The 22,843-nt window shown below is 69.0% G+C and carries 24 protein-coding genes; 17 read left to right on the plus strand and 7 right to left on the minus strand.

Annotation, left to right across the window (positions count from 1 at the left end):
• The first annotated feature begins 238 nt into the window (after nt 1-238).
• From ACFCZF_RS09820 to ACFCZF_RS09875, 12 genes are all read left to right on the plus strand, one after another.
• A complete protein-coding gene (locus ACFCZF_RS09820) occupies nt 239-619 on the plus strand; it encodes a hypothetical protein (protein ID WP_376671218.1) in 381 nt (126 codons plus the stop codon).
• 195 nt (nt 620-814) lie between these two features.
• On the plus strand, nt 815-1,258 hold the full coding sequence (locus ACFCZF_RS09825) for a hypothetical protein (RefSeq protein WP_376671219.1): 444 nt from the start codon (nt 815-817) through the stop codon (nt 1,256-1,258).
• A gap of 10 nt (nt 1,259-1,268) precedes the next feature.
• Entirely contained in the window at nt 1,269-2,246 is a 978-nt protein-coding gene (locus ACFCZF_RS09830) for an NlpC/P60 family protein (protein WP_376671220.1), read from the plus strand.
• Between the two features lie 50 nt (nt 2,247-2,296).
• The gene (locus ACFCZF_RS09835) at nt 2,297-2,635 is read left to right on the plus strand and encodes a hypothetical protein (RefSeq protein ID WP_376671221.1); all 339 of its coding nucleotides are present in this window, start codon (nt 2,297-2,299) and stop codon (nt 2,633-2,635) included.
• Between the two features lie 354 nt (nt 2,636-2,989).
• Nucleotides 2,990-3,949, plus strand: coding sequence for a hypothetical protein (locus tag ACFCZF_RS09840; protein ID WP_376671222.1), 960 nt, complete (start codon nt 2,990-2,992; stop codon nt 3,947-3,949).
• Nucleotides 3,930-5,561: a hypothetical protein gene (locus tag ACFCZF_RS09845; protein ID WP_376671223.1), complete on the plus strand. Its 1,632-nt coding sequence runs from the start codon at nt 3,930-3,932 to the stop codon at nt 5,559-5,561. Before ACFCZF_RS09840 ends, ACFCZF_RS09845 begins: the two co-directional genes overlap by 20 nt.
• A 5-nt stretch (nt 5,562-5,566) precedes the next feature.
• Complete coding sequence (locus tag ACFCZF_RS09850; protein WP_376671224.1) at nt 5,567-7,093, plus strand: SCO6880 family protein; 1,527 nt, start codon at nt 5,567-5,569, stop codon at nt 7,091-7,093.
• Nucleotides 7,090-8,526 (plus strand): ATP/GTP-binding protein, encoded by a 1,437-nt coding sequence (locus tag ACFCZF_RS09855; protein WP_376671225.1) that lies wholly within the window; start codon nt 7,090-7,092, stop codon nt 8,524-8,526. Before ACFCZF_RS09850 ends, ACFCZF_RS09855 begins: the two co-directional genes overlap by 4 nt.
• A gap of 62 nt (nt 8,527-8,588) precedes the next feature.
• Nucleotides 8,589-8,909 (plus strand): DUF6238 family protein, encoded by a 321-nt coding sequence (locus ACFCZF_RS09860; protein ID WP_376671226.1) that lies wholly within the window; start codon nt 8,589-8,591, stop codon nt 8,907-8,909.
• A complete protein-coding gene (locus tag ACFCZF_RS09865) occupies nt 8,909-9,172 on the plus strand; it encodes a hypothetical protein (protein WP_376671227.1) in 264 nt (87 codons plus the stop codon). Before ACFCZF_RS09860 ends, ACFCZF_RS09865 begins: the two co-directional genes overlap by 1 nt.
• A gap of 38 nt (nt 9,173-9,210) precedes the next feature.
• Nucleotides 9,211-10,659, plus strand: a complete 1,449-nt coding sequence (locus ACFCZF_RS09870; protein ID WP_376671228.1) for a type IV secretory system conjugative DNA transfer family protein — start codon at nt 9,211-9,213, stop codon at nt 10,657-10,659.
• Nucleotides 10,656-11,162, plus strand: coding sequence for a hypothetical protein (locus ACFCZF_RS09875; protein WP_376671229.1), 507 nt, complete (start codon nt 10,656-10,658; stop codon nt 11,160-11,162). Before ACFCZF_RS09870 ends, ACFCZF_RS09875 begins: the two co-directional genes overlap by 4 nt.
• A 407-nt stretch (nt 11,163-11,569) precedes the next feature.
• Here ACFCZF_RS09875 and ACFCZF_RS09880 read toward each other — a convergent pair whose 3' ends face one another.
• Genes ACFCZF_RS09880 through ACFCZF_RS09890 form a run of 3 tightly spaced genes read right to left on the minus strand, consistent with a single transcriptional unit; the run spans nt 11,570 to nt 14,018 of the window.
• Nucleotides 11,570-12,067 carry a MarR family winged helix-turn-helix transcriptional regulator gene (locus ACFCZF_RS09880; protein WP_376671230.1) on the minus strand — a complete coding sequence of 166 codons (498 nt, stop codon included), beginning with the start codon at nt 12,065-12,067 and terminating at the stop codon, nt 11,570-11,572.
• Between the two features lie 5 nt (nt 12,068-12,072).
• Nucleotides 12,073-13,014 carry a TIGR03620 family F420-dependent LLM class oxidoreductase gene (locus ACFCZF_RS09885; RefSeq protein ID WP_376671231.1) on the minus strand — a complete coding sequence of 314 codons (942 nt, stop codon included), beginning with the start codon at nt 13,012-13,014 and terminating at the stop codon, nt 12,073-12,075.
• A complete protein-coding gene (locus tag ACFCZF_RS09890) occupies nt 13,011-14,018 on the minus strand; it encodes an Ldh family oxidoreductase (RefSeq protein WP_376671232.1) in 1,008 nt (335 codons plus the stop codon). Before ACFCZF_RS09890 ends, ACFCZF_RS09885 begins: the two co-directional genes overlap by 4 nt.
• A 123-nt stretch (nt 14,019-14,141) precedes the next feature.
• Between ACFCZF_RS09890 and ACFCZF_RS09895 the strand changes: the two genes are divergently transcribed.
• The 4 genes from ACFCZF_RS09895 to ACFCZF_RS09910 all read left to right on the plus strand — a co-directional run bounded on the left by ACFCZF_RS09895 (nt 14,142) and on the right by ACFCZF_RS09910 (nt 18,377).
• Complete coding sequence (locus tag ACFCZF_RS09895; RefSeq protein WP_375907481.1) at nt 14,142-14,648, plus strand: flavin reductase family protein; 507 nt, start codon at nt 14,142-14,144, stop codon at nt 14,646-14,648.
• Between the two features lie 27 nt (nt 14,649-14,675).
• Nucleotides 14,676-15,701: an LLM class flavin-dependent oxidoreductase gene (locus ACFCZF_RS09900; RefSeq protein ID WP_375907484.1), complete on the plus strand. Its 1,026-nt coding sequence runs from the start codon at nt 14,676-14,678 to the stop codon at nt 15,699-15,701.
• A gap of 75 nt (nt 15,702-15,776) precedes the next feature.
• Nucleotides 15,777-17,393, plus strand: coding sequence for an AMP-binding protein (locus ACFCZF_RS09905; protein WP_376671233.1), 1,617 nt, complete (start codon nt 15,777-15,779; stop codon nt 17,391-17,393).
• Between the two features lie 48 nt (nt 17,394-17,441).
• Nucleotides 17,442-18,377 (plus strand): pyruvate carboxyltransferase, encoded by a 936-nt coding sequence (locus ACFCZF_RS09910; protein ID WP_376671234.1) that lies wholly within the window; start codon nt 17,442-17,444, stop codon nt 18,375-18,377.
• A 262-nt stretch (nt 18,378-18,639) separates the two neighbouring features.
• On the opposite strand, the gene ACFCZF_RS09915 is transcribed toward ACFCZF_RS09910, so the two are convergent.
• Nucleotides 18,640-19,293: a TetR family transcriptional regulator gene (locus ACFCZF_RS09915; RefSeq protein WP_376671235.1), complete on the minus strand. Its 654-nt coding sequence runs from the start codon at nt 19,291-19,293 to the stop codon at nt 18,640-18,642.
• 212 nt (nt 19,294-19,505) lie between these two features.
• Between ACFCZF_RS09915 and ACFCZF_RS09920 the strand changes: the two genes are divergently transcribed.
• Nucleotides 19,506-20,537, plus strand: a complete 1,032-nt coding sequence (locus tag ACFCZF_RS09920; protein ID WP_376671236.1) for a hypothetical protein — start codon at nt 19,506-19,508, stop codon at nt 20,535-20,537.
• 216 nt (nt 20,538-20,753) lie between these two features.
• Here ACFCZF_RS09920 and ACFCZF_RS09925 read toward each other — a convergent pair whose 3' ends face one another.
• The 3 genes from ACFCZF_RS09925 to ACFCZF_RS09935 form a co-directional block, all read right to left on the minus strand.
• Entirely contained in the window at nt 20,754-21,296 is a 543-nt protein-coding gene (locus tag ACFCZF_RS09925; protein WP_376671237.1) for a hypothetical protein, read from the minus strand.
• Nucleotides 21,297-21,386: 90 nt separating this feature from the next.
• Nucleotides 21,387-21,701, minus strand: a complete 315-nt coding sequence (locus ACFCZF_RS09930) for a DUF2316 family protein (RefSeq protein WP_376671238.1) — start codon at nt 21,699-21,701, stop codon at nt 21,387-21,389.
• Between the two features lie 144 nt (nt 21,702-21,845).
• Entirely contained in the window at nt 21,846-22,793 is a 948-nt protein-coding gene (locus ACFCZF_RS09935) for an aldo/keto reductase (RefSeq protein ID WP_376671239.1), read from the minus strand.
• Nucleotides 22,794-22,843: the final 50 nt, after the last annotated feature.

Consider the following 22,843-nt stretch of genomic DNA (forward strand, 5'->3'; position numbering starts at 1 on the left):
GGGGGGGGGGGGTGGGGGGGGGTTGTTTTCTTTTTTTTTGCGGGGGGGGTGTTTTTGCTCCCCCCCTCCCCCACGCCACCCCCCCCCCCCAACCCCCCGGCCCCCACGAACTCCCCTTGCGGGCCTTCCGAGTCACCGACGCCGCTGCTCGCTGCCCTCGACTGGCGGGTGCCCGCTCGCGACCCCAGCGGCGGCAGCTCGATCACCCATGAACCCAATCTTCGTAAGGAAAAACTCCGTGTTGGCATCCGGCTTCTTCAAGCGCACCCTGCCCATTGCCGTGGGAGGCGCACTTGCTGCCACCGCGCTCTCCACCGCAACAGCGTCCGCGAGCTCCGGCTGGTGGGTCTCCAGCGGCGGCGGCGCCGAGGGCTACTACAACCACGTCAACGACCGCGTCACCGCATGTGACATCAAGACGGACGGCTACAAGGCAGCGGTCCAGATCCTGGCGAACGATGGCCGCTTGCTCACCACCGTCACGGACTCCTACAACAACGGAAACTGCTCTTGGCGGACGCCAACCCTTTTCCAGGGCACGCACAAGATCAGGGCCTGCGTGGTGAAGGGCAACGCACGCCCCGTCAAGTGCAGTGCGGCCCACACGTTCTCCGTCTGACCTCTCCCACCCCCTGTGCAAGATTGTGGTTCCCGCATGCCTTGTTGCAACCGGTTCATACCCATATCAACGGTAATAGGTGTAGCGACTTCCGTTGCCGCTCTGTCTACCGGCTGCTCCAGCTCAACCGTTGGCCAGTCCCAGGCCGCGACCGGGAAGCCGCACTCCGTCTCGGCAGGCATCACCGAGACGAGCGTGCCAAGTGCGACAAGCGATGCTCATGCGCCGCACACCGTGCTGCCGAAGAACGTTGAGCACACGGCCCGGGCGTTCACGACTGCCTACGCCGAGCACGATGCACGCGACGACCGGGACGACTCCTACGCCGACGCCGGCGCTCGGGCGGCTCGGCTCGCGACGGGCGACCTGGTGGGCATCCTGGGCCAGAAGCGGCCAGGCCAGGACGCCCCCTGGGCCGCGCTGCGGGCTGAGAAAGCGCGCCAGACAGCCAAGATCACTTCGGTCGTGGTCCCCGACGGTGCACCAGCCGTGACGCCGTCCTCCGCCCTCGTTCGAGTGGGCTACACCCTGACGACGACCCCGCAGTCCGGGCATGCGCGCCGCAGTAGTGAACAGCTCGCTCTCCGCCTAGAGCACACCTCCGAGGGCTGGCGCGTCACCGCCCTGCCGTGGGCTTGACGGGGCCGCGATGAATAAGGGCACACAAGCTGGCCTGGGGCTCGTCACGGCCGGGCTCATCTCGGGTGTCGCCCTGCTGACCACGTTCGGCGGAGCCGACAGCGCCTCGGCACAAGAGACCGGCCCCGGCGGCGGCATCACCACGGACGCGCCTGTCCCCGGATGGGTCCGTGAACTCATCAACAAGCACGCGAGCGAGTGTCCGCAGCTCACGGCTTCTCTCCTGGCAGCCCAGCTCTACACCGAGTCCAAGTTCGACTCCGGCGCGAAGTCTCCCGTCGGCGCTCTCGGTATCGCACAGTTCATGCCGGCGACCTGGGCTCAGCACGGCAAGGACGGTGATGGGGACGGGGTCAAGGACATCCGGAACCCGGCCGACGCCATCGCCGCACAGGCTGCGTACGACTGCACGTTGGCCAAAGAGGTCAAGCGCGTGCCCGGTGACTCCACGGAGAACATGCTCGCGGCCTACAACGCGGGCGGCGGCGCGGTGATCAAGTACGGGGGCATCCCTCCGTATCCCGAGACGCGCGACTACGTGCGGAACATCCGTGCTCTGGCCTCGAAATGGGCTGACGCCGTCCGGCCGGATGCTCCGGCCGGAAAGGGTGCCGCTCGCGCGATCTCCGCTGCGAACACGGCGCTGGGCACTTGGTACCGGTGGGGCGGCAGCTGCGTCATGCCGTACGAGGGTGTGGGCGGCTGCGACTGCTCCTCGCTCACCAAGATGGCGTGGGCCGCGGCGGGCGTGAACCTCCCCAGAGTTACGTACGACCAGGTCCACGCCGGAACCGCCGTCAAAAGCGTTTCGCAGCTCTCCCCGGGCGACCTGCTGTTCAGCGTCCCCGGCAGCGCCGGACCTGAGCACGTCGGCATGTACATCGGCGACGGCCAAGTCATCGACGCCCCGCGCACCGGGGCTCAGGTGCGGATCAAGCGGCTCTCGTACTGGAAACCGCAGATCATCGCGATGCGGCACGTCGGCTAATCACGCTAAAAGCCTCCAAATTTATCCCTTCCATCACCAAGGGGCTGTAAATGCATAACTTTCTGTCTGCCGCTGCTGATCCCTCCCTGCACACCGCCTTCGCCGCTGGAGCCGACGTCGTGTCCGGCGTGAAGCCGGACTGGGGCCCCTTCGGGAAGCTCGGCACCACGGCGAAGGTGATCCTCGGCGTCATCGCGGCCGTCGTCCTCGTCGTTGGGGCCGGCGCGTTCCTGGCCGGTGTCGGCAAGAGCAAGGGGTGGTTCGGTGAGGGCCACTCCACGATGGACAGCTCGCGCGGCAAGGGAATGATGGTCGGCGGCCTGACCTGCGTCTTCCTCGTGGCCAGCTTCGGCACCATCTTCGCCATCACGTACGGCATGGGTGTGTGACCTATGGCTTCTCGATCCCGGAGGAACGTTTCCTCCTCGAAGGCTAGCGGAGCGCGCCGCCCGTCCGTACAGCTCTGGGGCATCGCCGCCGGCGGTGCGGCGGTGGTCACCGCGGCCGGTGTGGTCGTCAGCATGGCGACCGGTACCCCTCCGTCCACGACTCCCTCCGTGCCCGCACCCGCTCACTCGGCTCCGCGAGCGAGCGGCGAAGGTGTGCGCGAGCTACACGGCGTCCCCATCGGCTACCCGCACACTCGCTCCGGCGCCAAGGCAGCGGCGGCCAACTACACGACTGTTGCGGGAAGTTCGCGGTTCCTTACTGACACGGACGCTCGGCACCGCGCGGTGGCCGTCATGGCGGCCAAGGGCACGGCCGGAGCGGCGGTAAAGAAGGCCGACCACAGGGCCGGTGACGCGGTCGGCTCCCTGCGGGGGGACACCTCCAAGGTCTCCGCTAAGAAGACCATCGCCCGTACCGGCGTCCTCTCCGCTCATGTCCTGGGCTTCGACGCCCACCGCGCGATGGTGCGGTTGTGGACGACGACGGTTCGCGGCAGCGCGGCCGGGCACGCGTCGCCGAAGGCGGGCTTCCAGTCGGTGACGGTCACGCTCACCTGGGAGTCGAACGACTGGAAGCTGAAGGACATTGCGGCCTCGAAGGGGCCAGTCGCTCCGATCGACGTGCGGCAGGCGTCCAACGTGCCGGGCGACTTCTCCGGCTACGTTCCGGACGCTGCAGAAGACCCCGTGGTGAGCGGTGCCGAGGACCAGAGCGGCTTCCCCGCCCCGTACGGACACAGCGAGCATGGCGCTCGCGCCGCTGCGGTCAGCGCCACCATGCTCTACGGCGATCCCCGGTTCTTCACCGATGAAGACTGGCGGCACCGGATGCTGGCGGCCACCGCTGCGTCCAGCGTGCTGCACTCCGTCACTTCCGACAGCGATTCGACGGCTCACCTGGTCATGGAAAACCGCGGTGTCGGTGCCGACGGGACGACCGCCGACGGAAGTGAACTGATCACGCGGACCTCGGCGCTCGCCACCCGCTCGATCTCGTACTCCGACCAGGCCGCGAGCATCGAGCTGTGGACCGCGTCGGTGGGCGGCGTCGCCGGGAAGGACGAGACGCAGCACCCGCAGGTCGCCTACCTGCGCATGACCGTGGATCTGGTGTGGGAGGACGGCACTTGGCGGACGACGGCCGTCACGCCTTCCGACCCGCTCGTACCGTCGCCGCCGGCAATGCAGGAGGCGGACCCAACCGACAGCTTCGCGGACCTGGGGGGTGCCAGCAATGCGCCTGCGACTGCGTGACGATGCCCCCGGCCTGCTAACCATCGAGCAGGGAACCACGGGTCGCTGGCGCCGCCGCCTCCAGGCGGTAGCCATGGTCAACGTGATCATCGGGTTCATATTCGTTCCCTCGGCGGTAGCCAACCCCTTCTGCTACATCCCGCTGGTCTGCGAGGCGAAGGCGGCCATCGACTTTGCCAAGGACCCGCTGGGGTTCCTGCTCCAGAAGCTCACCGAGGCGAACATCTGGTTCCTGCGCAAGATGCTCGAGCTGATCCAGAACACCACGAAAATCGACCTCACGAGCCCCGGCTTCCTGAAGCAGTACGCGATCATCTTCGCGGCCTCCAGCCTGCTCACCGTGGCTCTCTGGCTGATCGCCGTGGCCAAGCGGGCGGTCCGCGGAGTCGCCGTGACCACCGCCGTGTCCGAGGCGATCGGCTTCCTGTTCCTTCAGTTCGTAGTCAACGCCATGACACCGGGCGCAATCGCGCTGCTGATGAGGTCCATTGACGAAGTCACGGCCATCTTCGAGCCCTACGCGGCGAGCAACTTCAAACCCTTCCTGGAGAACATCCTCAAGGTCATGGCAGCCAACCCCACCGAAGGCGTGGGCCAGCTGCTGGTCGTCAACCTCATCATGATGTGCGGCGCCCTGCTGATGTGGATCGAGCTACTGATCCGCAGCGCGGCCATCTACGTGGCCGTCGCGCTCGGGCCCCTCGTCAACGCCGGGCTGGTCGACCGCGACCTGTGGAACAAGAGCAAGAAGTGGTTCGGCGCCATCTTCGCCATCGGCTTGTCGAAGCCGGTGTTGTTCGCCCTGCTGGGCCTCGGCGGTGCGATTCTCAGCGACACCTCGGGCAGCATGTCCGATGCGGTCTCCAAGACGTTGGTCGCCGCGCTGATTCTCCTCCTCGCCGTCTTCGCGTCCGCCACCCTCTATAAGTGGGTGCCGGCCTTCGGCGATGAGATGGCCAGTCTCCACCACGACCGGAGGAATGCTCAGTCCTCCGGCCCGGCCGCCGCGATCGACGGCCCTGGCCAGCACGCCAACCGGGCGATGGGCGCTCGTGTGCAGGACTCCTTGGTCGGCGGCTCCAAGACCGCTGGTGCCAAGACCGCTGGCGTCAAGATGGGCGGCGGAACGGCTGTGGCCGGGCCGGTCGCGGCCGGGGCCGCCGTTGCCAAGGCCGGCGTCGACGTGGCGAAGAACAAGGCCACCAGTTCGCCGGGCGCGCAGGGCACCGACGCCACAGGCGGCGGCAAGTCCGAACAGCCCGAAGGCCAGCAGGGCGGCGACGACAACCCGGGTACGTCCGGTGCACCGGCCGCCGCGCGTGCCCAGGGAGCGACCTCCGACCCGGTCCTCAGCTCGCCTCCGGACTGGTCCTCGGCCGGTGGCCACGCGTCGGCCGGACGCCCACCGGGAGCCAACGGTGCGCCGAGCGCTGCTCAGCCGCCCTCGCCGCCGTTGCCCGGCCCGGGGGCCTCTGGCCTCACGCCGCCCACCTCTCCCTCCTCCGCATCAGGAACCACCTCGGGCTCCGGACCCTCCATCACGCCCCCGCCGCCGTCGCGGCCCTCGGGCGGCCAGGCACCCGGACGACCGAACCCCAGCAAGGATCAGTGACCCCCATGTCGACTCGCACGTATCAGTTCGGAAAGCACCGCCCGACCGGGTTGGTGGGCCGCCGCGACCTCGGCGAACAGGTCGTCCTTGGTGGAGGCGCCGTCACCGGCATCCTGTTCGGCTACCTCTTCAACGGCGTGACGGCCATCGCCGCGACGTGCCTGGTCCTGCCGATCCTGCTCGCCGTGGTCATCGTGTACGCGCCGTACCGGCCGAAGGGCACGTCGCAGCGTCGCACCATCTATCGCTGGTGGCGGATCAACCGGTACCACCGCAAGTCGCTCCGTCGCACGGACGGTGTGTGGGTGTCCCCGGCTGTTGAGGCCGGCGTGCGCGCAAACGGTACGCCGCCGGACGCGGCCCTGGTGGAGCCGGAGGGCGTTACGGGCATGACGTGGGTGCCGGTCGTGGTCCGCGGGCAGCAGGCCGTCGTGGTCCTCCAGCCGGAGGCTGGGTGCGTCACGGCCACGCTGGAGATCGCCTCGCCCGGCCTCGGCGGCAAGGAGGTCGGTGAGCAGGTCGTCGCCTTGGAGCGCTGGGGCGAACTCCTCGACGCCTTCGGCAACGTTGAAGAGCACCCGGTGAAGCGGATTCAGGTCCTCGCCCGGCAGATGAAGTCGGACCCGTACGCCCACCAGCGGTTCATCGCCCAGCGCGACGAGTCGGCCGCGACGTTGGACGCGCCCCAGTGGCTGAAGGACTCGTACGACGTGCTGGCGGACGCCGTGTCCACCAGCGCGGAGGAACACCGCTACTACATCACCATCCACGCGAAGTTCACCCGCGACCTGGCGGCCGAGGGCGCCGCCCGCGGAACCGGTGACGAGGGGATCGCCGCCGCGATGGCCGCGTACCTGGATGAGCTGTGGTCCCGCGCGGAGGACGCCGACCTCTCGGTGATCGCGCCCCTGGACGAAGGCGGGATGACCGCGTTCATCCGGAACTCCTACGACCCGGACCACGCCATCTGGGACACCGACCTTCGACAGGCGCACGCCTTCCCCCGCAACGTCGACGTCCGCGACGGCGCCCACGTCGCCACCCGTGCGGCAGGCTCCACCGAGAGCTGGTACCACGCCACGGCCGCCGTCGTCGGATGGCCCACCACCCCCGTCGGCCCCGACTTCCTCTCACCCCTGCTGATCGGGATGCCCGACGTCATCCGCACCATCTCGATCACACAGCAGCTCGAACCCAACGACAAGGCCGTGGAGCGGATGCTCGCGGAGGACACGAACAACCAGGCCGAGATGGACCGCGATCGTAAGCGCGGCAAGAACATCGACCCGCGCGACCAGATCGCCGCCAGCGCCACCGGATCACGCGGCATGACCCTGGCCTCCTCCGGCGCGGCCGGCTCCGCCGTCGTCGGCTACGTCACCATCTCCTCGCGCAGCGCCGATGAGTTGGAGCGCACGAAGCGCACCACCGCCTCCCGCGCCCGCAACGCGCACCTGCGTATCGAATGGCTCGATCTCGAACACGCCCGCGCCTTCGCCACGACCCTTCCCCTCGCCGGAGGCATCAAGTGACAGACCTGCTCGACCTCGCTCCGCTGTCGCCGATGTACGAGACGGTGCGCCGTCCCCTCTACACCGAGACGACCACCAGCCAGGCCCTGTACCTGCCCATCGCACCGCCGACCCTCGGCACGGCGGGCGCGATCATCGGCCGGGAGCTCTACTCCGGTAAGGCGTTCATCTACTGCCCTTTCAGCGCCTTCGGTGACGGTCTGCCCGGCGGCAACATGATCGTCATGGGCGACACCGGCCGGGGAAAGTCGGCCCTGACCAAGACCTACGCCGCCCGGCAGATCCGCCTCGGCCGTCAGGTCGTCGTCCTCGACACCAAGGAGCAGAAGGAACGCGAGGAAGGCGAGTGGGCCGCGCTCGGCCGGTCGCTGACCGGCAAGGCCCCGGTCCGGTTCGCCCCGGGCGGCGGCCGTGACTCCTCGTGCATCAACCCGATGGACCCTGCCATTGCGGGCAAGCGGCAAGTCGAACTGGTCCGCACGATCGTTGAACTCGGGCTCGGCAAGCCGTTGGGCGAGTTCGCCGGCTCGGCCCTGCGGATCGCGATCCGCAGGGCCCACCAGAGGGCGGGCGATTTCGGCCGTACCCCGGTCCTGGCCGACGTCGCTGCCGCGCTGCGCTCCCCGGAGGAGTCCGACGCGACGGCCAAGCAGCGCACGCGGGACGAACTTCTCGGTGACGGCCTGGAGGCGTCCTACGTCCTGGACCGGCTATGCGGCAGTGAGCAGGACGCGACCGGCGACCTGACGGGCATGCTCGACGGCCCGACCAGCCTGGGCGAGGATCTCGACGCCGACATGATCGTCTTCGACCTGACCAAGGTCCCCTCCGGCGGCGTGGCCATGACCATCCTCGTCGCCGTGATCTCGGTCTTCCTCGAAGAGGTCTGGCTGCGCCCGCTGTGCGAGTGCGGGACGGAACCGGGACAGCACGACCGCATCGTGGTCGACGCGAACTCCGGAGCCTGGGAGCTGGGGCCGAACCCGAACACCGGCTGCCGCCGCTACACCCAGCGCAAGCGCATTCTCGTCTGCGAGGAAGCCTGGCACATCCTCGGAACACCTCAGCTGGCCAGTCTGCTGGAGAAGTTCCTCAAGTTCGCGCGGGGATACGGCCTGTCCTGCATCTTCATCGTCCATCACCTGTCGGACATCGACGACAGCCCGGAGACCCAAGCCGCGCTGAAGATGGCCGACACCATCGTGATCTACAGCCAGAAGAAGGCCGAGGCGGAAGCGACGGTGGCCCGGCTGGGGCTGCCGTCCTGGACGGCCGAGCACATCATGCGCCTGCGTCGCGGGATTGCCCTGTGGAAGGTCGGCGAAGTGATCTACCCCGGCGTCCAACACCTCCTGGTCGAGGCCGAGCAGCATCTGTGCTTCTCCTCCGGCTCGATGACCGACCTGACCACTGCCTCGCCGGACGCCGCGTGAGCGCGTACCGCCATCTCTCCGCCGCCGACCCCTTCCACGCAGATTCGGAACGAGCCCCCTCCATGACCCTCACCACCGACCACACCACACTCCCTGCCGACGAACACGCGGTGCGACAGGACATCGACCAGCTGCACGCCGAAGCTCTCGACCTCGCTCGGCGCACGAAGGAACTGGCTCTCGTCCTGGACCACGGCGACTACTCCGCCGCCGGAGGACGCGTACGTACGGCCGTCGCCCACATCTGGCGAGCCGCCGAAGATCTGCACAGCGCCTTCCACACCGCGCCCCCGCGCTGTGCCGGGCCCGACGCTTCGATGTCGCGGCTGTGCGGCCGGCGGATGCGCTACCTGGCGGCCCGCGTCGCCCGGAGGGCCGAGTAATGGACATCATGCCCGGCGGAATCTCGCTGGCCCTGTACGCCGTGACGGCCGTGCTGGCGCTGGCCCTGGTGACGCTCTGGTTCCTGCTGAACCGCGGACGGCGCAACGCCGGATTCGCGAGCAAGGGACAGCTCAAGCGCCAGATGTCGGCCAAAGCGGTCATGAAGGCCACCGAAATCAGACCCTCCCTCAGCAGCGACGACGGCCACCGCAGCCGCGCAGCCGGGGTGAGCTTCGCGAAGGACCGCCCCGCCGCTCGCTGACCTTCCCTCCCGTCGCCTACCTCGCTCCGGAGCACGTCATGCACCACCCCCTCGATCCTCACGATTTCGGCTACTCGCTGGGCACCTCGCAACGCCCGAAGGGCGTCGATCTCTGGTCCCGCGCCGACAAGGCATGCCGGGTCATCGGCCCGATGGGCAGCGGAAAAACGATGAGGTTCTTCGCCCCGCTCGTCCGCCGCTGGGCCGGGCCGGTCCTGGCCACCTCGACCAAGCCCGATCTGGTCGAACTGACCCTCGACGCGCGGCATCGGGACGGCCGCCCCGTCGCGGTCTTCGACCCGCAGAACATCGCTCCAAGCCTCCCGCGCTTCCGGTGGACGCCGATCAGCGGTGCAGCCGACACGGAGGTGGCGATGATGCGCGGGAAGGCTTTCGTCGCGGGCTCGCGCACCTCCAACAGCGCGGCACAGTCCAGTGAGGGCAGCGCCTTCTACAAGGGGCAGGCTTCCAAAATCCTCGCTGCGTTCTTCCACGCCGCCGCCCTGGACGGTGCCTCCCTCGGCTGGGTGCTGCGGTGGGCCCGCAAGCTGACCGACCCGGCGCCCCTCGGCATCCTCAACGCTCACCCGGGCGCCGGCCCCGGCTGGGCGGACATGCTCCGCACGGCCACTACGGGCGACAGCCGCACCGTCGGGAACACCGCCTCAACCCTCGATGCGGCTCTCGAACCCTTCATGCACCAGTCGGTGATCAACGCCCTCCAGGGAGAAGGAGAGGACCCCACGGACTTCGGCGCGTTCCTCGACGCCGGGGGCACCCTCTACCTCCTCGGCAAGGACTCGGAGGTGAACAGCGTCGCACCCCTGACCACCGCGATAGCCGAAGACCTCCTGGACCTCGCCGAGGCGCACGCCCTCGCCTCCCCGGCCGGGCTGCTCGACCCCGCTCTCCTCGCGGCCCTGGACGAGGCGCCGAACATCGCGCCCATCCCCTCCCTCCGCCAACGCGTCGCCGACGGTCGGGGCCGTGGAATCACGGTCGTCTACGGCCTCCAGGCATGGGCGTCAGCCCGTGCCCGCTTCGGCGAGGACACCGCCAAGGAACTCGCGGCCTTCACCAACAACGTCATCGTCCTGCCCGGGGACAAGGACCCCGACTTCCTCAAGGACATGTCCGACCTGTGCGGTCAGGTCGAGCGAGAGCGCACGACGAAGACCACGTCCGGCGGAGACCGCGGTGGCCACTCGACGGCCACGCACATGTCGCTCGAACCAGTCCTTCGAGGAGACGAGATCAGGGGCCTGTCCGAGGGGCACGCCCTGGTCCTCGCGGACAACCTCCCGCCGATCGTCACCCGGCTCGACGGCATGTGGACCTGGGACTCCTGGTCCGAGATCGAGGGTCATGTCCGTGACCTGCGAGCCGCCAACGAAGCAGAGCGGATCCGGCAGGCCACCGAGAAGAAGAACCAGGCCAAGGCCCACGCGGCGGCGTGGGCCGGCCGCGAAGGAGCGGCTACCGCATGACCGAGACCCTGACCCACTTCGAGCCCTTCCCCGAGCCGCCCGACGTGATCCTGGAGTACATCGCAGAGCGGAGCACGCAAGAGTCCATGGCCGCCGACGGTCCCTCCCCTTGGGACCTCGGTGCCCTGTCCGCCGAGTTGATCGACCCAATGCCCGCGTGGCTCGACTCCGTGTGCCGCTGGCTGAACGCGCGGTACGCCTGGCAGCCGCAGGACGTCATCCCGCCCTGCTGGGCGAAGCACGAGGGCCTGGCATACGAGATCGCGGCCCTCGCGTTCGCCAGACAGGACGCCTACAAGGAGGCGGGCTCGTCCGTGACCTGGCACGAGCAGTACAACCGCTTCCTCACCCGCATGATCAAGATGCTCGCCAAGGCGGGCGACGAATGCCGCGTCGGCAAGCACGAGGAGCGTCCGGCGCGGTTCCAGCTCGCGGCCTGGCCTACAGCGGCCCAGGGGGAAGCGACGGGATCTACGGGACGAGTCGAGGAGATGGCCGGATGATGACGGACCCCAACATGGTCTTCTCGACGGACCCTCGTCACGGCTCCTTCTACGCACCAGAAAGACGCGTCACTGCTGCTCACCACGTGGGTGACCTGTGGGTCGATGGGAGTGCCCATTGGCGCGTCAGATGGTTGCCCGTACAGCTCCTTGATGGGCGCCGTCGTCCGAGCGAGTAGGTGATCTTGTCTCCGGCCTCACTCAGTTTTGTCCCATTGGGCCAATTGGCCTAACGGGACAAAATGAGCCGCTGGGTATGCTGCCGCGCGGGAACTGCGATGTGTTCGCATCCGGGGCTCGGCGGGCCGACAGGTCTGGTTTCGCCGGTACGGTCGCTGTGCGCTTTCCGCGAGGCGGGGGCGAGGGCGGCGTAGGCGCAGAGAGCTGTGGCGGCGCGGTCCCCTAGGTCAGGAAAGGTGGCGGAGCCGGGATTCGAGGGTGGACGCGCAAGCGCGGAGGGTGTTGTTGAGTTCGGCCGCTTGCTTGTCGGTCAGAACGTCACCCAGATCGGCGCTGATCTTGCTGATTTCCTGGGTCATTCCGCTGAGAGTGGTCTGCCCCTCGGGGGTGAGCATGAGGGAGATGGCCCGTTCGCTCTCCGGGTGCGGGCTGCGCTCCATCAGCCCGCGTTCTTCCAGGTTGGCGACGATGCGGGCCATGGTCTGTGGCCGCACGTGGCAGCGTCGGGCCAGTTGGGCGAGGGAGAGTTCGGGGCGGTCGGCCAGGACGCGCAGGGCCGCGTATCCGGAGAGGGTCATGTTCCAGGACCGCAGGCGCTGGTTCTGGAGGCGGACCACGGCCCGTTCCAGTCGGAAGACGGCGTCCATCATCAGGCTGGTGCTGTCCAGATGGTCCGGCGCTGCGGCACCGTCGGGAGTAGCTGTTTCGCGAGAACTGTCAGGCATGGGCTTCACCCTAGGAGGTCGGCGCGAGCGGACGGGAGGAGTGCCGGAGCCAGTTCTCGCAGCTGGTGCAGTCCGCCGGGGTCGGTGCGGTCGCCGAGAGGATGGACGGCGACGTGGTCGGCGCCGGCATCCAGGTGGGCGCGGACGCGCGCGGCGACGGCTTCTGTGTCGCCCCAGGCGACCATGGCATCGACCAGGCGATCGCTGCCCTCGTCGGCCATGTCCTCGTCGGTGAAGCCGAGCGCGAGCAAGTGATTGACGTAATGAGTCAGTCCCAGCCGTGACTGGACGTGGCGGCGGGCCTTGCGCCGGGCGGCGGTCGGGTCGGACTCGATGAGCACGGCCTGTTCGGGGGCGAGCAGGGGTCCGGGGCCGAGAATCTCTCGGGCGGCGGCGGTGTGCTCGGGGGTGACGAAGAACGAATGCATGCCCGCGGTCTCGTCGCGGGCGAGACCCTGCATGCGCGAGCGCAGCGCACCCAGGACCACGGGGACGGGTTCGTCGGGCTGCGGTCCGGCGTACCAGGTGTCGGCCATGGTCTTGAGATAGGTGCGCATTGCGGACAGGGGCTTGTCGTAGGGGCGCCCGATGAGTTCCAGGGCGACCGCGTGGCTGGCGCCGATGCCCAGGAGGAAGCGGTGGGGGTAGGCGTCGGCGAGGGTGGCGGCGGCGGCGCGCATGGCGGCGGGGTCGCGCAGCCAGATGTTGGCGATGCCGGTGGCGACCGTGATGCGGCGCGTGGCCGCCAGCAGGAGTCCGGCGTGGGTGAACGCTTCGCGGCCGCCGGGAGATTCGCCGATCCATATCGCGCCGTAGCCGAGCTCCTCGACCTGGACGGCGGCAGACCGTACCTGGTCCGCGGGCGTCTGGTCGAACGAGCCCCACCACACGCCGAACCGGTTGATGCGATCGCTGACGGCGCGCGCCGGATGCCCGTGACTGGTCATGACTGCCCTCCCGCGGCCGACGAGGCCACGTTGATCAGTGCTGCGTAGGTGTCCTCGGAGATTTCCACGGTGCTGTCACGGCGCCGGCGGTCACGCTCGGCGGCTGAGCGGTCGAACGGGACCCGCACCGGCCGGTCCTCGTCGGCGGGCCGGGTGGCACGGACGTGGTCGGCGTACTGCGCCGCCTTCTGCCGGAAGTCGTCGGCGTCGGTCAGCAGGCCCGGATCCACGACGACCAGCATGAAGCCGCAGCCCGCCACCCCCTGCGGTGCGGCGGCGGCACCGCAGGCCATGCCCAGCAACTGAACCACCAGAGCCAGACCGGACCCCTTGTGCCCGCCCCAGACGGTGAACGCGCCGCCGAAGAGTGCCGCGACCGGATCCTGAGTGGGCTGTCCATCGGGGCCGAAAGCCGTTCCCGCGTCAAGGGGCCGGCCCTCGCGATGACGAACCAGCACTTCGCCCAGCATCACGCTGGACGTGCCGATGTCCCAGATCACCGGCGTGCCGGTGGTGGGGAATCCGAACGCGAGCGGGTTGGTCCCGAAACGTGCTTCGGTGCCTCCGTGCGGGGCAACGATGTGGGCGCCACTGCCGGCGGCCATGCCGATGAACCCGGCTTCGGTCACCTGCTCCAGGTAGTACGAGAACATTCCCGTGTACCAGGTGTTGCGCGCCCCGACCACGGCGAGACCGCCCGACCGGGCCTTGGCGATCGCCAGGTCGGTGGCCCGCTGGGCAACGAGATACCCGACCTGGTCGCCGCCGTCGATCGCCGCGGAGACGGCACTTTCGCGCTCGATACGCAGCTCCTGGCGCGTGGTCGGTGTGGCCTGGATGCGCTCGATGACGGAGACCGCGCGGGAGAGTCCGCCGAAGCCCAGGCCGCGCAGTTCGCAGTCGATCAGGTGATCGGCGATGACCGCCGCTTCTTCGTCGCTGTGGCCGACGCCGACCATCGCCTGACGGGCCAGAGTCGTCGCCCGACCCAGAGAGAGGATCACGTCACCACACTCCACTCAGTTACCAGCATGCTGGCATTAGAACAGCAGGCTGTTGATATTCACTAGTGGGGCGGCTCACTCTTGACACGATCATCAGCATGCTGCTTAATTGACAGCATGCTGATGAACCAGGTCGTTGGCGACCCTCCCGAGGTTCTGCCCGAAGCGTTCCGTGACTTCTTCCAGGGGCTTCCGGCCGCGGCAACCGTGGTCACCGCCTCCTGGGCAGGACGCCCGCACGCCACTACAGTCAGTGCGTTCTGCAGCCTCTCGCTCGACCCCCCGCTGGTGCTGATTGCCCTGGGCATCGACTCCCGTCTGCTGGGGGTCGTGCGCCGCAGCGGCCGTTTCGCGGTTCATCTGCTCGACCACACCCAGCACCACGTGGCGACGCAGTGCGCTTCGAAGAGCGACGACAAGCTCGCCCGGCTCGACTGGGAGGAGAAGGACGGCCTCCCGGTCATCCGTGAGGCGGCCGGCTGGATGGCCTGCGACGTGGACCGCGTGGTGCCGGCCGGCGACCACGACATCGTCCTCGGCCGCCCCCGCACCGTGCGTGCCCCGAGCGGCGACGACCCGCTGCTGTACTACCGGCGCCAGTTCCGCCGCCTCGACGCCCCCGCGGTCTGACCGCCTTCCAGAACAGGAGTGCGCCCCATGGTGCAGATCTTCACCACCGACAACCCGCTCCACCCCGGCGAGTCACATCTCAGCGATCTCGCCACCCGCGCCCGTACCTTCGAGTCCTCCAAGGCGGTGGACTCGGTCCTGGTCGGCTACTCCTCCACCTGGCCGCACAACCAGGTCACCGCCCCCTTCGTCTTCGCCGCCACCCAGCGACTGTCGCTGATCGTCGCTCACCGCCCCGGCGTGATGGCACCGACAGCCGCCGCCCGGTACTTCTCCACCCTCAACGCCCTGTCGGGCGGGCGTCTGGCGGTGAACGTCGTGGTCGGCGGCGCCGACAAGGACCTGCGCCGCGAAGGCGACGGGCTGCCCAAGGCGGCCCGCTACGAGCGGGCCATCGAATACCTCGACGTGATGAAACGGGCCTGGAGCGAACAGGACTCCTTCGACCACCACGGCACCTACTTCGACGCCGAACGCGTCCGCCACGACCTACGCCCCGAAAGCGGCCACATCCCCGTCTTCATGGGCGGCGACAGCGACGACGCCGTGCAGTTCGGCGCCACCCACGCCGACCGGTACATGCTGTGGGGGGAACCACTGGCAGGCACACGCGAACGCGTCGAACGCGTCACCCGAGCCGCCACTGCCCACGGCCGCAAGCCATCCTTCTCCCTGTCCCTGCGCCTCTTCGTCGCCGACACCGACGAGGAAGCCTGGCGCCAGGCCCGCGCCGCCGAACAGGCCGTCAAGGACGCCACCGGCAGCCGCCAGATCATCCGCTCCGCCAGCACCGACACCTCCACCGGCCGCGAACGCCAGCTCGCCTACACCGGCACCGACGTGCACGACGACTGCTTCTGGACCGGACTGGTCAGCCTGCTCGGCGGATTCGCCAACTCCGCCGCCCTCGTCGGCACCCCCGACCGTGTCCTGCGCGCACTGGCCGCCTACCGCGACCTGGGCATCGATGCCTTCCTGCTCACCGGTGGCGTCTACGGCATCTGGGAGCCCGCACTGGAGAACTTCGCCGCCCGCGTCAAGCGTGAACTGTGAGACCGGACGGCACCCGGCTCCTCAGTCCGTTCTCTTCTACTTTTATGTGGCACCCGTACATGAACGGTGGAATCTGTGAGCAGCACATCCGACCTGCGTGACCTGGGCGGCGGCACCATCGGCGGTCTGCTGGCCGCCCGGGCCGCGGCCGCCCCCGGCAACCTGGCGCTGATCTTCGAGGACCAGCGCTTCACCTACCGCGACATCGACCAGCAGGCCACCGAGGTCGCAGCGGGACTGCTGGCCCTGGGCCTGCAGCCCGGCGACGCGGCGGCCTCCTTCCTGAGCAACCGCCCCGAATGCCTCACCAGCTGGATCGGCACCACTCGCGCCGGCATGCTCCAGGTTCCCGTCAACACGGCCTACAAGGGCGCCTTCCTCCAGCAGCAGCTGACCCACTGCAGCGCCAAGGCAGTCGTCACCGAAGCCGCCCTGGCCGACGCCCTGTGGACGGTGGAGGAGTGGCCGTCGGCCGTCAACACGGTGATCTTCCTCGACGGCATTCCCGACACCGTCCCCGACACCGGACTGCACCTGCTGTCCTGGCAAGACCTGCTCGCCCTCGGCAAGAGCCCGGTCATCCTTCCCGAAGTGGGCCCGGCCAGCTCTTGCTCGATCGCCTACACCTCCGGCACCACCGGTCACAGCAAGGGCGTCGTCAGCCCTCACCTCGCCGCCGTGACCATGGCCCGCGAGGCCGCCGTGGCCTTCGACCTGACCCCTCGCGACAGGGTCTACTCCTGCCTGCCGATGTTCCACGGCGCCGCCGCGGTCGCCTCCGGACTTGCCGCCATCTACGCCGGCGCCACCTTCGTCCTGTCACCACGCTTCTCTGCAAGCGGCTTCTGGGACGAGATCCGCGCCACCGGCGCCACCCAGTTCAACGCCCTCGGCCCCCTCCTGCCCATCCTCCTCGCCCAACCGCCCACGACTGCCGACCGCGAGCACGCCGTCACCCGGGTCTTCGCCGCACCGGCCCCACCGGAAGTCCTCTACCCCTTCGAGGAGCGCTTCGGCGTACACATCATCGAGGGCTACGGCCAGACCGAGATCAAGAACGTCATGTACAACCCCCGCCACGGCCGCAAGGTCGGCTCCCTCGGCAAACCGACCGCCTCCTCCCTCATCGAGATCCACGACGAGCGTGGCACCCCTCTGCCGCCCGACACCGTCGGCGAAATCGTCTACCGGCCGAAGCAGGCCGACATCATGCTCACCCAGTACCTCAACGATCCGGCCGCCACCCTGCAGGGCATGGCCGGCCTGTGGTGGCACACCGGCGACCTCGGCTACCAGGACCACGACGGCTTCTTCCACTTCGTCGACCGCAAGAAGGACGCCCTGCGCCGCCGCGGGGAGAACATCTCATCGGCCGACCTGGAGGCCGCCCTGCTGACCTTCCCCGGCATCTCGGACGCCGCAGCCATCGCGGTTCGCTCCGAACTCGGCGAGGACGAGGTCCTGGCCGTCATCGATGTCGCCGACCCCGACAACTTCGACCTGCACGCCTTGTACCGGCACTGCGACACCGCCCTGCCCCGCTTCATGGTGCCGCGCTATTACCGGGTCACCACCGGCCTGCCCCGGACCCCCACCGGCAAGATCCGCAAAGTCACCCTGCGCCAGGACGGCCTGACTGAAGACACCTTCGACGCACACGCCGCCGGCCTCACCCCCACGCGCCAGATCTGATTTCCGCCGTCCAGTCCCGACACCCCCGCACCTTGAGGAAAGCTACTGATGGCTTCCGTGCGCATCCGTGACATCGCCCCCCGCCTCGCCTTCCAGACCCACCCGACTCCCACGGCTCAGAAGATCGAGCTCGTCGAACGGCTCATCGCCGCCGGCCTTCCCGCCATCGAGGTCTCCTCCTTCGTCAACCCCGGCCTCGTTCCGGGTCTCGCCGACGCCGAGAAGGTCTTCGCCGCCATTCCCCGCTCCGAGCAGGTCAGCCTCGAAGCCTGCGTCGCCGGACCCGGCGGTCTGCGCCGCGCCATCGACGCGGGTGTGGACCGGGCCTGGTTCCTGCTGTCGGTCGACGAGGACTTCTCCCGCATGAACACCGGCCGCACCATCGAAGAGTCCCTGGCCGTACTCGCAGACCTGCGGAAGATCGCCGACGGCAGCGGCACTCACCTGGGCACCTACCTCATCGCAGCCTTCGGCGGGCCCCTCGGACCGCCCCGCGGGCCGCACGACATCCGCCCCCTGCTCGACCGGCTGACCGACATCGGCGTACACGACTGGATCCTCGCCGACTCCTGCGGCTACGCGGCGCCACCGCACATCACCGACATGATCCAGACCGTGGCCCCCCTGACCGACGGCCCCCACAACCTCACCGTCCAGATCCACGACAGCCGCGGCATGGGCCTGGCAGACGTGGCCGAACTCGCCCGCCTCCAGGTCGGCACCATCGACTGCGCCCTCGCCGGCTCAGGCGGCCACCCCGCCGCACCTCAGGCACGCGTGGGCGGGGTCTGCACCGAGGACGCCGTACACATGCTCCACCTCACCGGCTCCGACACCGGCATCGACCTGCCCGCCCTCATCGACGCCGCCACCTGGCTCGACACCGTCCTCGGCGCAACCGGCCCCGGGTACACCCGCCATGCCGGCCCCGTACCCATCCGCAGCGACAGCACCTCCCCGCAACCCGCCGTCGTCTGGGCCTGACGGCCTGCTGGCGCAGAAGCACGACGCCCCTCAGGCACGCGTCACCACTCAAGCCCCGGCCCCGGGAACGACCACGGGGGCGGGCGGTGGCCTGCCCCGCCCCGAGCGGGAGGGATGAGCCGACGTCCATGACAGGGGTGCTTCTTGAACGACACGGCAGGCAGACATAGTGCAGCTTGATGCACGAACAGTAGAAACCGATCGCCGGACGGGTAGGCATTGACCTGGGACCCGCTATCGGGCAGACCTACCGTCGTCGTTGCTATGCGCCCGTGCCGCCCTCCGCGATCGCCTGGAGGGCGGCTCCGTAGTGGCGGGCTACCGTCTCGGCGTCGGCCGAGGCCAGGGGTTCGAGGATCAGGAGGTAGCGCATCAGGGCGAGGCCGACGAGCTGGGTGGCGATGAGGCTCGCACGCAGGCCCGCGTCCTCGCCGGTGATCACTTCGCTCAACGCGTCCGCCAGGATTGATGTCGCCGTGTCCCGCAGCTGCGCGGCGGCGGCCCGGTGGATGGCCGCCGAACGCACCATGGTCATCAGGGCCGGCCGCGCCGACACGTCGTCCCACACGGACATGTGAGCGCGGACCATCCGCACCCCGACGCCCTCGATACCGCCGCGGGCCGCGGAGGCGATCGCCTCCCGCATCATCCCCGGAAGCTCCAGCGCCTGGATGAACAGGTTCTCCTTCGTGCCGTAGAAGTGGTGCACGAGCGCCTGGTCCACCCCCGCCGTCTCCGCGATGCGCCGCAGGCTCGTGGCGTCGAAGCCGCGATCGGCGAAACACATACGGGCAGCAGTCAGGATCGCCTCCCTCGTCCGGGTCTCACCGGGCCGACGCCCTCCCGCGTGCTTCTCCCCACCCGCCCTTCCATCCGTCCCGGCACCGACACTGCCTCGCTCCCGTACTTCACTCATGACCCCATCATGCCGTTCCCAGAACTCACTACATAATGAACTCATTGCTTGCTGAGTTGTATAGTGAAGACAGATGCTCGGGCCGCTCCCCGTATCTCGATCCTGTTCGCGCCCGTCGAGGACGTGAGCTGGCGATCCTTCCGTTCCCGCTTCAGACCACCGGGGCGGCCTACTCCTTCCCGGCGCAACACACACGACCAGAAACGATTGCCATGCCCTCGGATACCACCCAAACTTTCCCGCCTCCCGAAACGGGTAAGGCCACCCATGCCGCACCGGCCCCCGACGGCCGCAAGCGCTTCGTGCGGCTCACCGCCGTCGTCATCGGCCTGACCGCCGCGATCACGCTGATGCTCTGCGCCTTCGGACTGCCCTCCGCGAACAGCGGCCCCCACCAGGTCCCCGTGGGTGTGACCGGGCCGCAGTCCGCCGTCGACTCGCTCAAGGCCCAGCTTCCCGACGACGAGTGGGACGTCACCGCCTACCCCGACACCCAGGCCCTGACCCGCGCGGTCCAGGACCGGGACGCGCTCGGCGGCTTCTCCATGGAGGCCGACGGCGTCACCGTCTACACGGCGGCCGCTGGCGGCCAGCAGGCCAGCGGCGCCATCACCGCGCTGGGTGACTCCCTGGCGGAACGGCAGAGCTCGCCGGCCACCGTCCACGAGGTGGTCCCCTTCCCCGACGACGACCCCAAGGGAACCGGACTCGCCTCGGCGGCACTGCCGATGATCTTCGGTGGCATCCTGCCCGCCGTCGTCCTGCTCCAGCTCTTCCCCGGCCACGCGGGGCTGCGCCTGAGGCTCGCCGGGGTGATCGCCTTTGCGCTGGCCGCCGGGGCGGCCGTGACCGCCGTGCTCCAGTTCGGTATCGGCACCCTGGACGGCAACTTCTGGCTCACGAGCCTCGGCATGGGCCTGGGCATGGCGGCGCTCGCCATACCGTTCCTCGGCCTCGAGTCACTCTTCGGCTACGCCGGATTCGGCGCGGGCTCCGTGGTGATGATGTTCCTCGGCAACCCGCTCTCCGGCCTGGGCACCGGCCCGTACTGGCTGCCCGACGGCTGGTCCACACTGGGGCAACTCCTTCCCCCCGGCGCCTCGGGCAGCCTGCTGCGCTCCAACGCCTTCTTCGACGGCACCGGCGCGAGCGGCCCGCTCCTCGTCCTGGCCCTGTGGGCGCTCGCCGGACTGGCACTCATGGTGCTCGCCGACCGGCGGCACGGAAAGCGGGCGGCCGCATAGCCGCAGACCGACAGCCGCTCATGGGCGAGGCCGGACGCCCAAACGGTCGATTGCCGCCCCGGCGCGAGGGCGCCCCAGTCGACCAGGTCCACCGGGACATGCTCGCCCACTTGGCCAACAGGCGGTGAGGTGCGCGTGCAGACGATGTCGTACGGCCGCGACAGCGAGTACGACCGCAGCGAGCGCGTTTGCGTGACGTCGCAGGTTGTCTACGGGTCAGAGTGCGATGGGTGTGCTCGTGTGCACCGCCGGTTGCCCAGCCTCTCGGCTGTCCGGCTCGTGCAGGGCGAGCAGGGTGAACCAGACGATGATCAGCATGGAGGCAGGGTAGAGGACGGGCTCGGGCGCGACGTTCGCGATGAACGAGTAGGCGCCGAGCCACAAGCCGGTGAGACCCCCGATGATGCGGAGGGACCGCTGACGTGCGTGGGCGGAGCTCATGACGATCCAGACGCCGGCCAGGACGTGGCCGCCCAGGCGGACGGGCCAGGTGATCTCGTAGGGCACGTCGTTGATCGTCATGATGCCGGTGAGCACATCGAGCGCGATCCAGCCGTAGCCGGCGGCCTTGGCCCAGTCGGGCGCAGACATCCGCGAGATCAACAGCAAGATCGCGAGGTGGAAGAAGACACCCGTGTACTCCGGCCACTTGACGCCGGGTTCGGCGATGACGAAGGAGACGAGGGAGGGGGTGAACAGGATGATCGGCGCGATCGCCAGTGTCCTGAATCTGGGGGATGCCGTGCGAAGTCCGGGCATGAGGAAACCTTTCGAAAAGGCACGGGTGACTTAAGAGCCCGAGGGCGGGGCCCGGCCCGATGCGGGTCAGCGGGGCGAACGCGCGGGGTGTCAGGACGCCGCGAAGTCGTGACGCGGGGCTTTACGCAGGGAGAACCACATGCGGGCCTTCAGCCGCGAGCCCCTGGTCAGCACGGTGTAGGGAGCGGGACGGCCGCCGGTGTCCCGTACGGCTTGGTCGAGATAGTCGCGCAACTGCCATACATCGACCGGGTCGCAGGCCAAGTCGGTGTCGAGGGTTGACCGCAGCCGCTGGGGCGTGAAGTGCAGATCGGCGGCTACTTCGGCCATGGTCAGCCCGGACAGGTCGAGGTTGCTCTTCAGTTCGTCGCTGGTCCGGTGTCGTTCGGTGTCGTTCAGCGTCATCTTGGGCCTCACTTTTCGTCGGCGGGAGTGCTGCGGGTGTCGGTTCCTGTGGCGTAGCGGCCCGGCCGGCACGGGTTGAAGGGTGCGGGGCCGTGGTCGGCTTCCTGTGTGGGGGTGAGGAGCGCGGCCAGGCATCCCTGCACGTCAGCCGATCGATACGTCCACCGAGCGGGGCAGGACCGCGTCGAGGGCGGTGAGGGCCGCCTCGTCGAGCGTGAGCGCGCCCGCAGCGACGTTTGCCTCCAGGTGGTCGGCGTTGGCGGTACCGGGGATGAGGTGCACGTTCGGGGCGTGGTGCAGCAGCCAGGCCAGGCCCACCTGCGAGGGGGTGACGTCGAGGGAGCGTGCTGCGGTGATGACGGCCGGCTCGTCGGTCACCTTCGGGAACCCCGGGAAGGCGCTGCCGAGGGGGAAGTACGGCACCCAGGCGATCTGCTCCTGTACGCAGAGCTGAAGCATGTCCTCGTCGCCGCGTGCCACGAGGCTGTAGGCGTTCTGCACGCAGGCGATGCCTGCGGGGATCGCCTGGCGCAGCCCGTCCATCGTCACGGTGCTGAGTCCGATGGCGCCGATCTTGCCCTCGTCGCGCAGTGCGGTCATCTCGGCGAGCTGGTCGTCGAGGTCGACCACCTGGTCCGCTTCCAGGGGAATCCTGGGTGCGGCGTCCATCCGGCGCAGGTTCACCAGGTCGAGCCGGTCGAGACCGAGACCCGTGAGGTTCGCTTCGACGCTCGCCCGCAGCTCTTCCGGTCGCTGCGCGGGACGCATCGGGACGGGTCCGCCCGGGTTCGGGTCGGCGCCGACCTTGCTGGCGATGAGGACCCCGTCCTGAGGGCTGATGGCCTCGCGGATGAGTTCGTTGACGAAGCCGTTGCCATAGAACTGGGCGGTGTCGAAGTGGTCGATGCCGAGCGCGACGGCGCGGCGCAGGAGCGTGAGGGCGCCTGCGCGGTCGTCGTGCAGGCGCTCCAGCTGCATCGCGCCGTATCCGATGCGAGAGACGGTACGGCCGACGAGCAGGCCAGGACCTGCGGGACGCGGGGCGCCGGTGACGGTGGTGGCTTGAGGGTTCGGAGTGTTGCTGGCAGTCATGGGAATCCCGTCCTCGTGCGATGATGGAGAAAAGCGGAGGACCCTCCGCT

This window comes from Streptomyces sp. NPDC056296, from assembly GCF_042268605.1.
In the GTDB taxonomy this organism is placed as follows: Bacteria; Actinomycetota; Actinomycetes; order Streptomycetales; family Streptomycetaceae; genus Streptomyces.

Bases quoted from the DNA above. Each gene is read 5' to 3' on its own strand.
- ACFCZF_RS09830 (WP_376671220.1), top strand. From the start codon at position 1,269: ATGAATAAGGGCACACAAGCTGGCCTGGGGCTCGTCACGGCCGGGCTC.
- ACFCZF_RS09835 (WP_376671221.1), top strand. From the start codon at position 2,297: ATGCATAACTTTCTGTCTGCCGCTGCTGATCCCTCCCTGCACACCGCC.
- ACFCZF_RS09840 (WP_376671222.1), top strand. From the start codon at position 2,990: ATGGCGGCCAAGGGCACGGCCGGAGCGGCGGTAAAGAAGGCCGACCAC.
- ACFCZF_RS09845 (WP_376671223.1), top strand. From the start codon at position 3,930: ATGCGCCTGCGACTGCGTGACGATGCCCCCGGCCTGCTAACCATCGAG.
- ACFCZF_RS09850 (WP_376671224.1), top strand. From the start codon at position 5,567: ATGTCGACTCGCACGTATCAGTTCGGAAAGCACCGCCCGACCGGGTTG.
- ACFCZF_RS09860 (WP_376671226.1), top strand. From the start codon at position 8,589: ATGACCCTCACCACCGACCACACCACACTCCCTGCCGACGAACACGCG.
- ACFCZF_RS09865 (WP_376671227.1), top strand. From the start codon at position 8,909: ATGGACATCATGCCCGGCGGAATCTCGCTGGCCCTGTACGCCGTGACG.
- ACFCZF_RS09870 (WP_376671228.1), top strand. From the start codon at position 9,211: ATGCACCACCCCCTCGATCCTCACGATTTCGGCTACTCGCTGGGCACC.
- ACFCZF_RS09875 (WP_376671229.1), top strand. From the start codon at position 10,656: ATGACCGAGACCCTGACCCACTTCGAGCCCTTCCCCGAGCCGCCCGAC.
- ACFCZF_RS09880 (WP_376671230.1), bottom strand. From the start codon at position 12,067: ATGCCTGACAGTTCTCGCGAAACAGCTACTCCCGACGGTGCCGCAGCG.
- ACFCZF_RS09885 (WP_376671231.1), bottom strand. From the start codon at position 13,014: ATGACCAGTCACGGGCATCCGGCGCGCGCCGTCAGCGATCGCATCAAC.
- ACFCZF_RS09895 (WP_375907481.1), top strand. From the start codon at position 14,142: ATGAACCAGGTCGTTGGCGACCCTCCCGAGGTTCTGCCCGAAGCGTTC.
- ACFCZF_RS09900 (WP_375907484.1), top strand. From the start codon at position 14,676: ATGGTGCAGATCTTCACCACCGACAACCCGCTCCACCCCGGCGAGTCA.
- ACFCZF_RS09910 (WP_376671234.1), top strand. From the start codon at position 17,442: ATGGCTTCCGTGCGCATCCGTGACATCGCCCCCCGCCTCGCCTTCCAG.
- ACFCZF_RS09915 (WP_376671235.1), bottom strand. From the start codon at position 19,293: ATGAGTGAAGTACGGGAGCGAGGCAGTGTCGGTGCCGGGACGGATGGA.
- ACFCZF_RS09920 (WP_376671236.1), top strand. From the start codon at position 19,506: ATGCCCTCGGATACCACCCAAACTTTCCCGCCTCCCGAAACGGGTAAG.
- ACFCZF_RS09925 (WP_376671237.1), bottom strand. From the start codon at position 21,296: ATGCCCGGACTTCGCACGGCATCCCCCAGATTCAGGACACTGGCGATC.
- ACFCZF_RS09930 (WP_376671238.1), bottom strand. From the start codon at position 21,701: ATGACGCTGAACGACACCGAACGACACCGGACCAGCGACGAACTGAAG.
- ACFCZF_RS09935 (WP_376671239.1), bottom strand. From the start codon at position 22,793: ATGACTGCCAGCAACACTCCGAACCCTCAAGCCACCACCGTCACCGGC.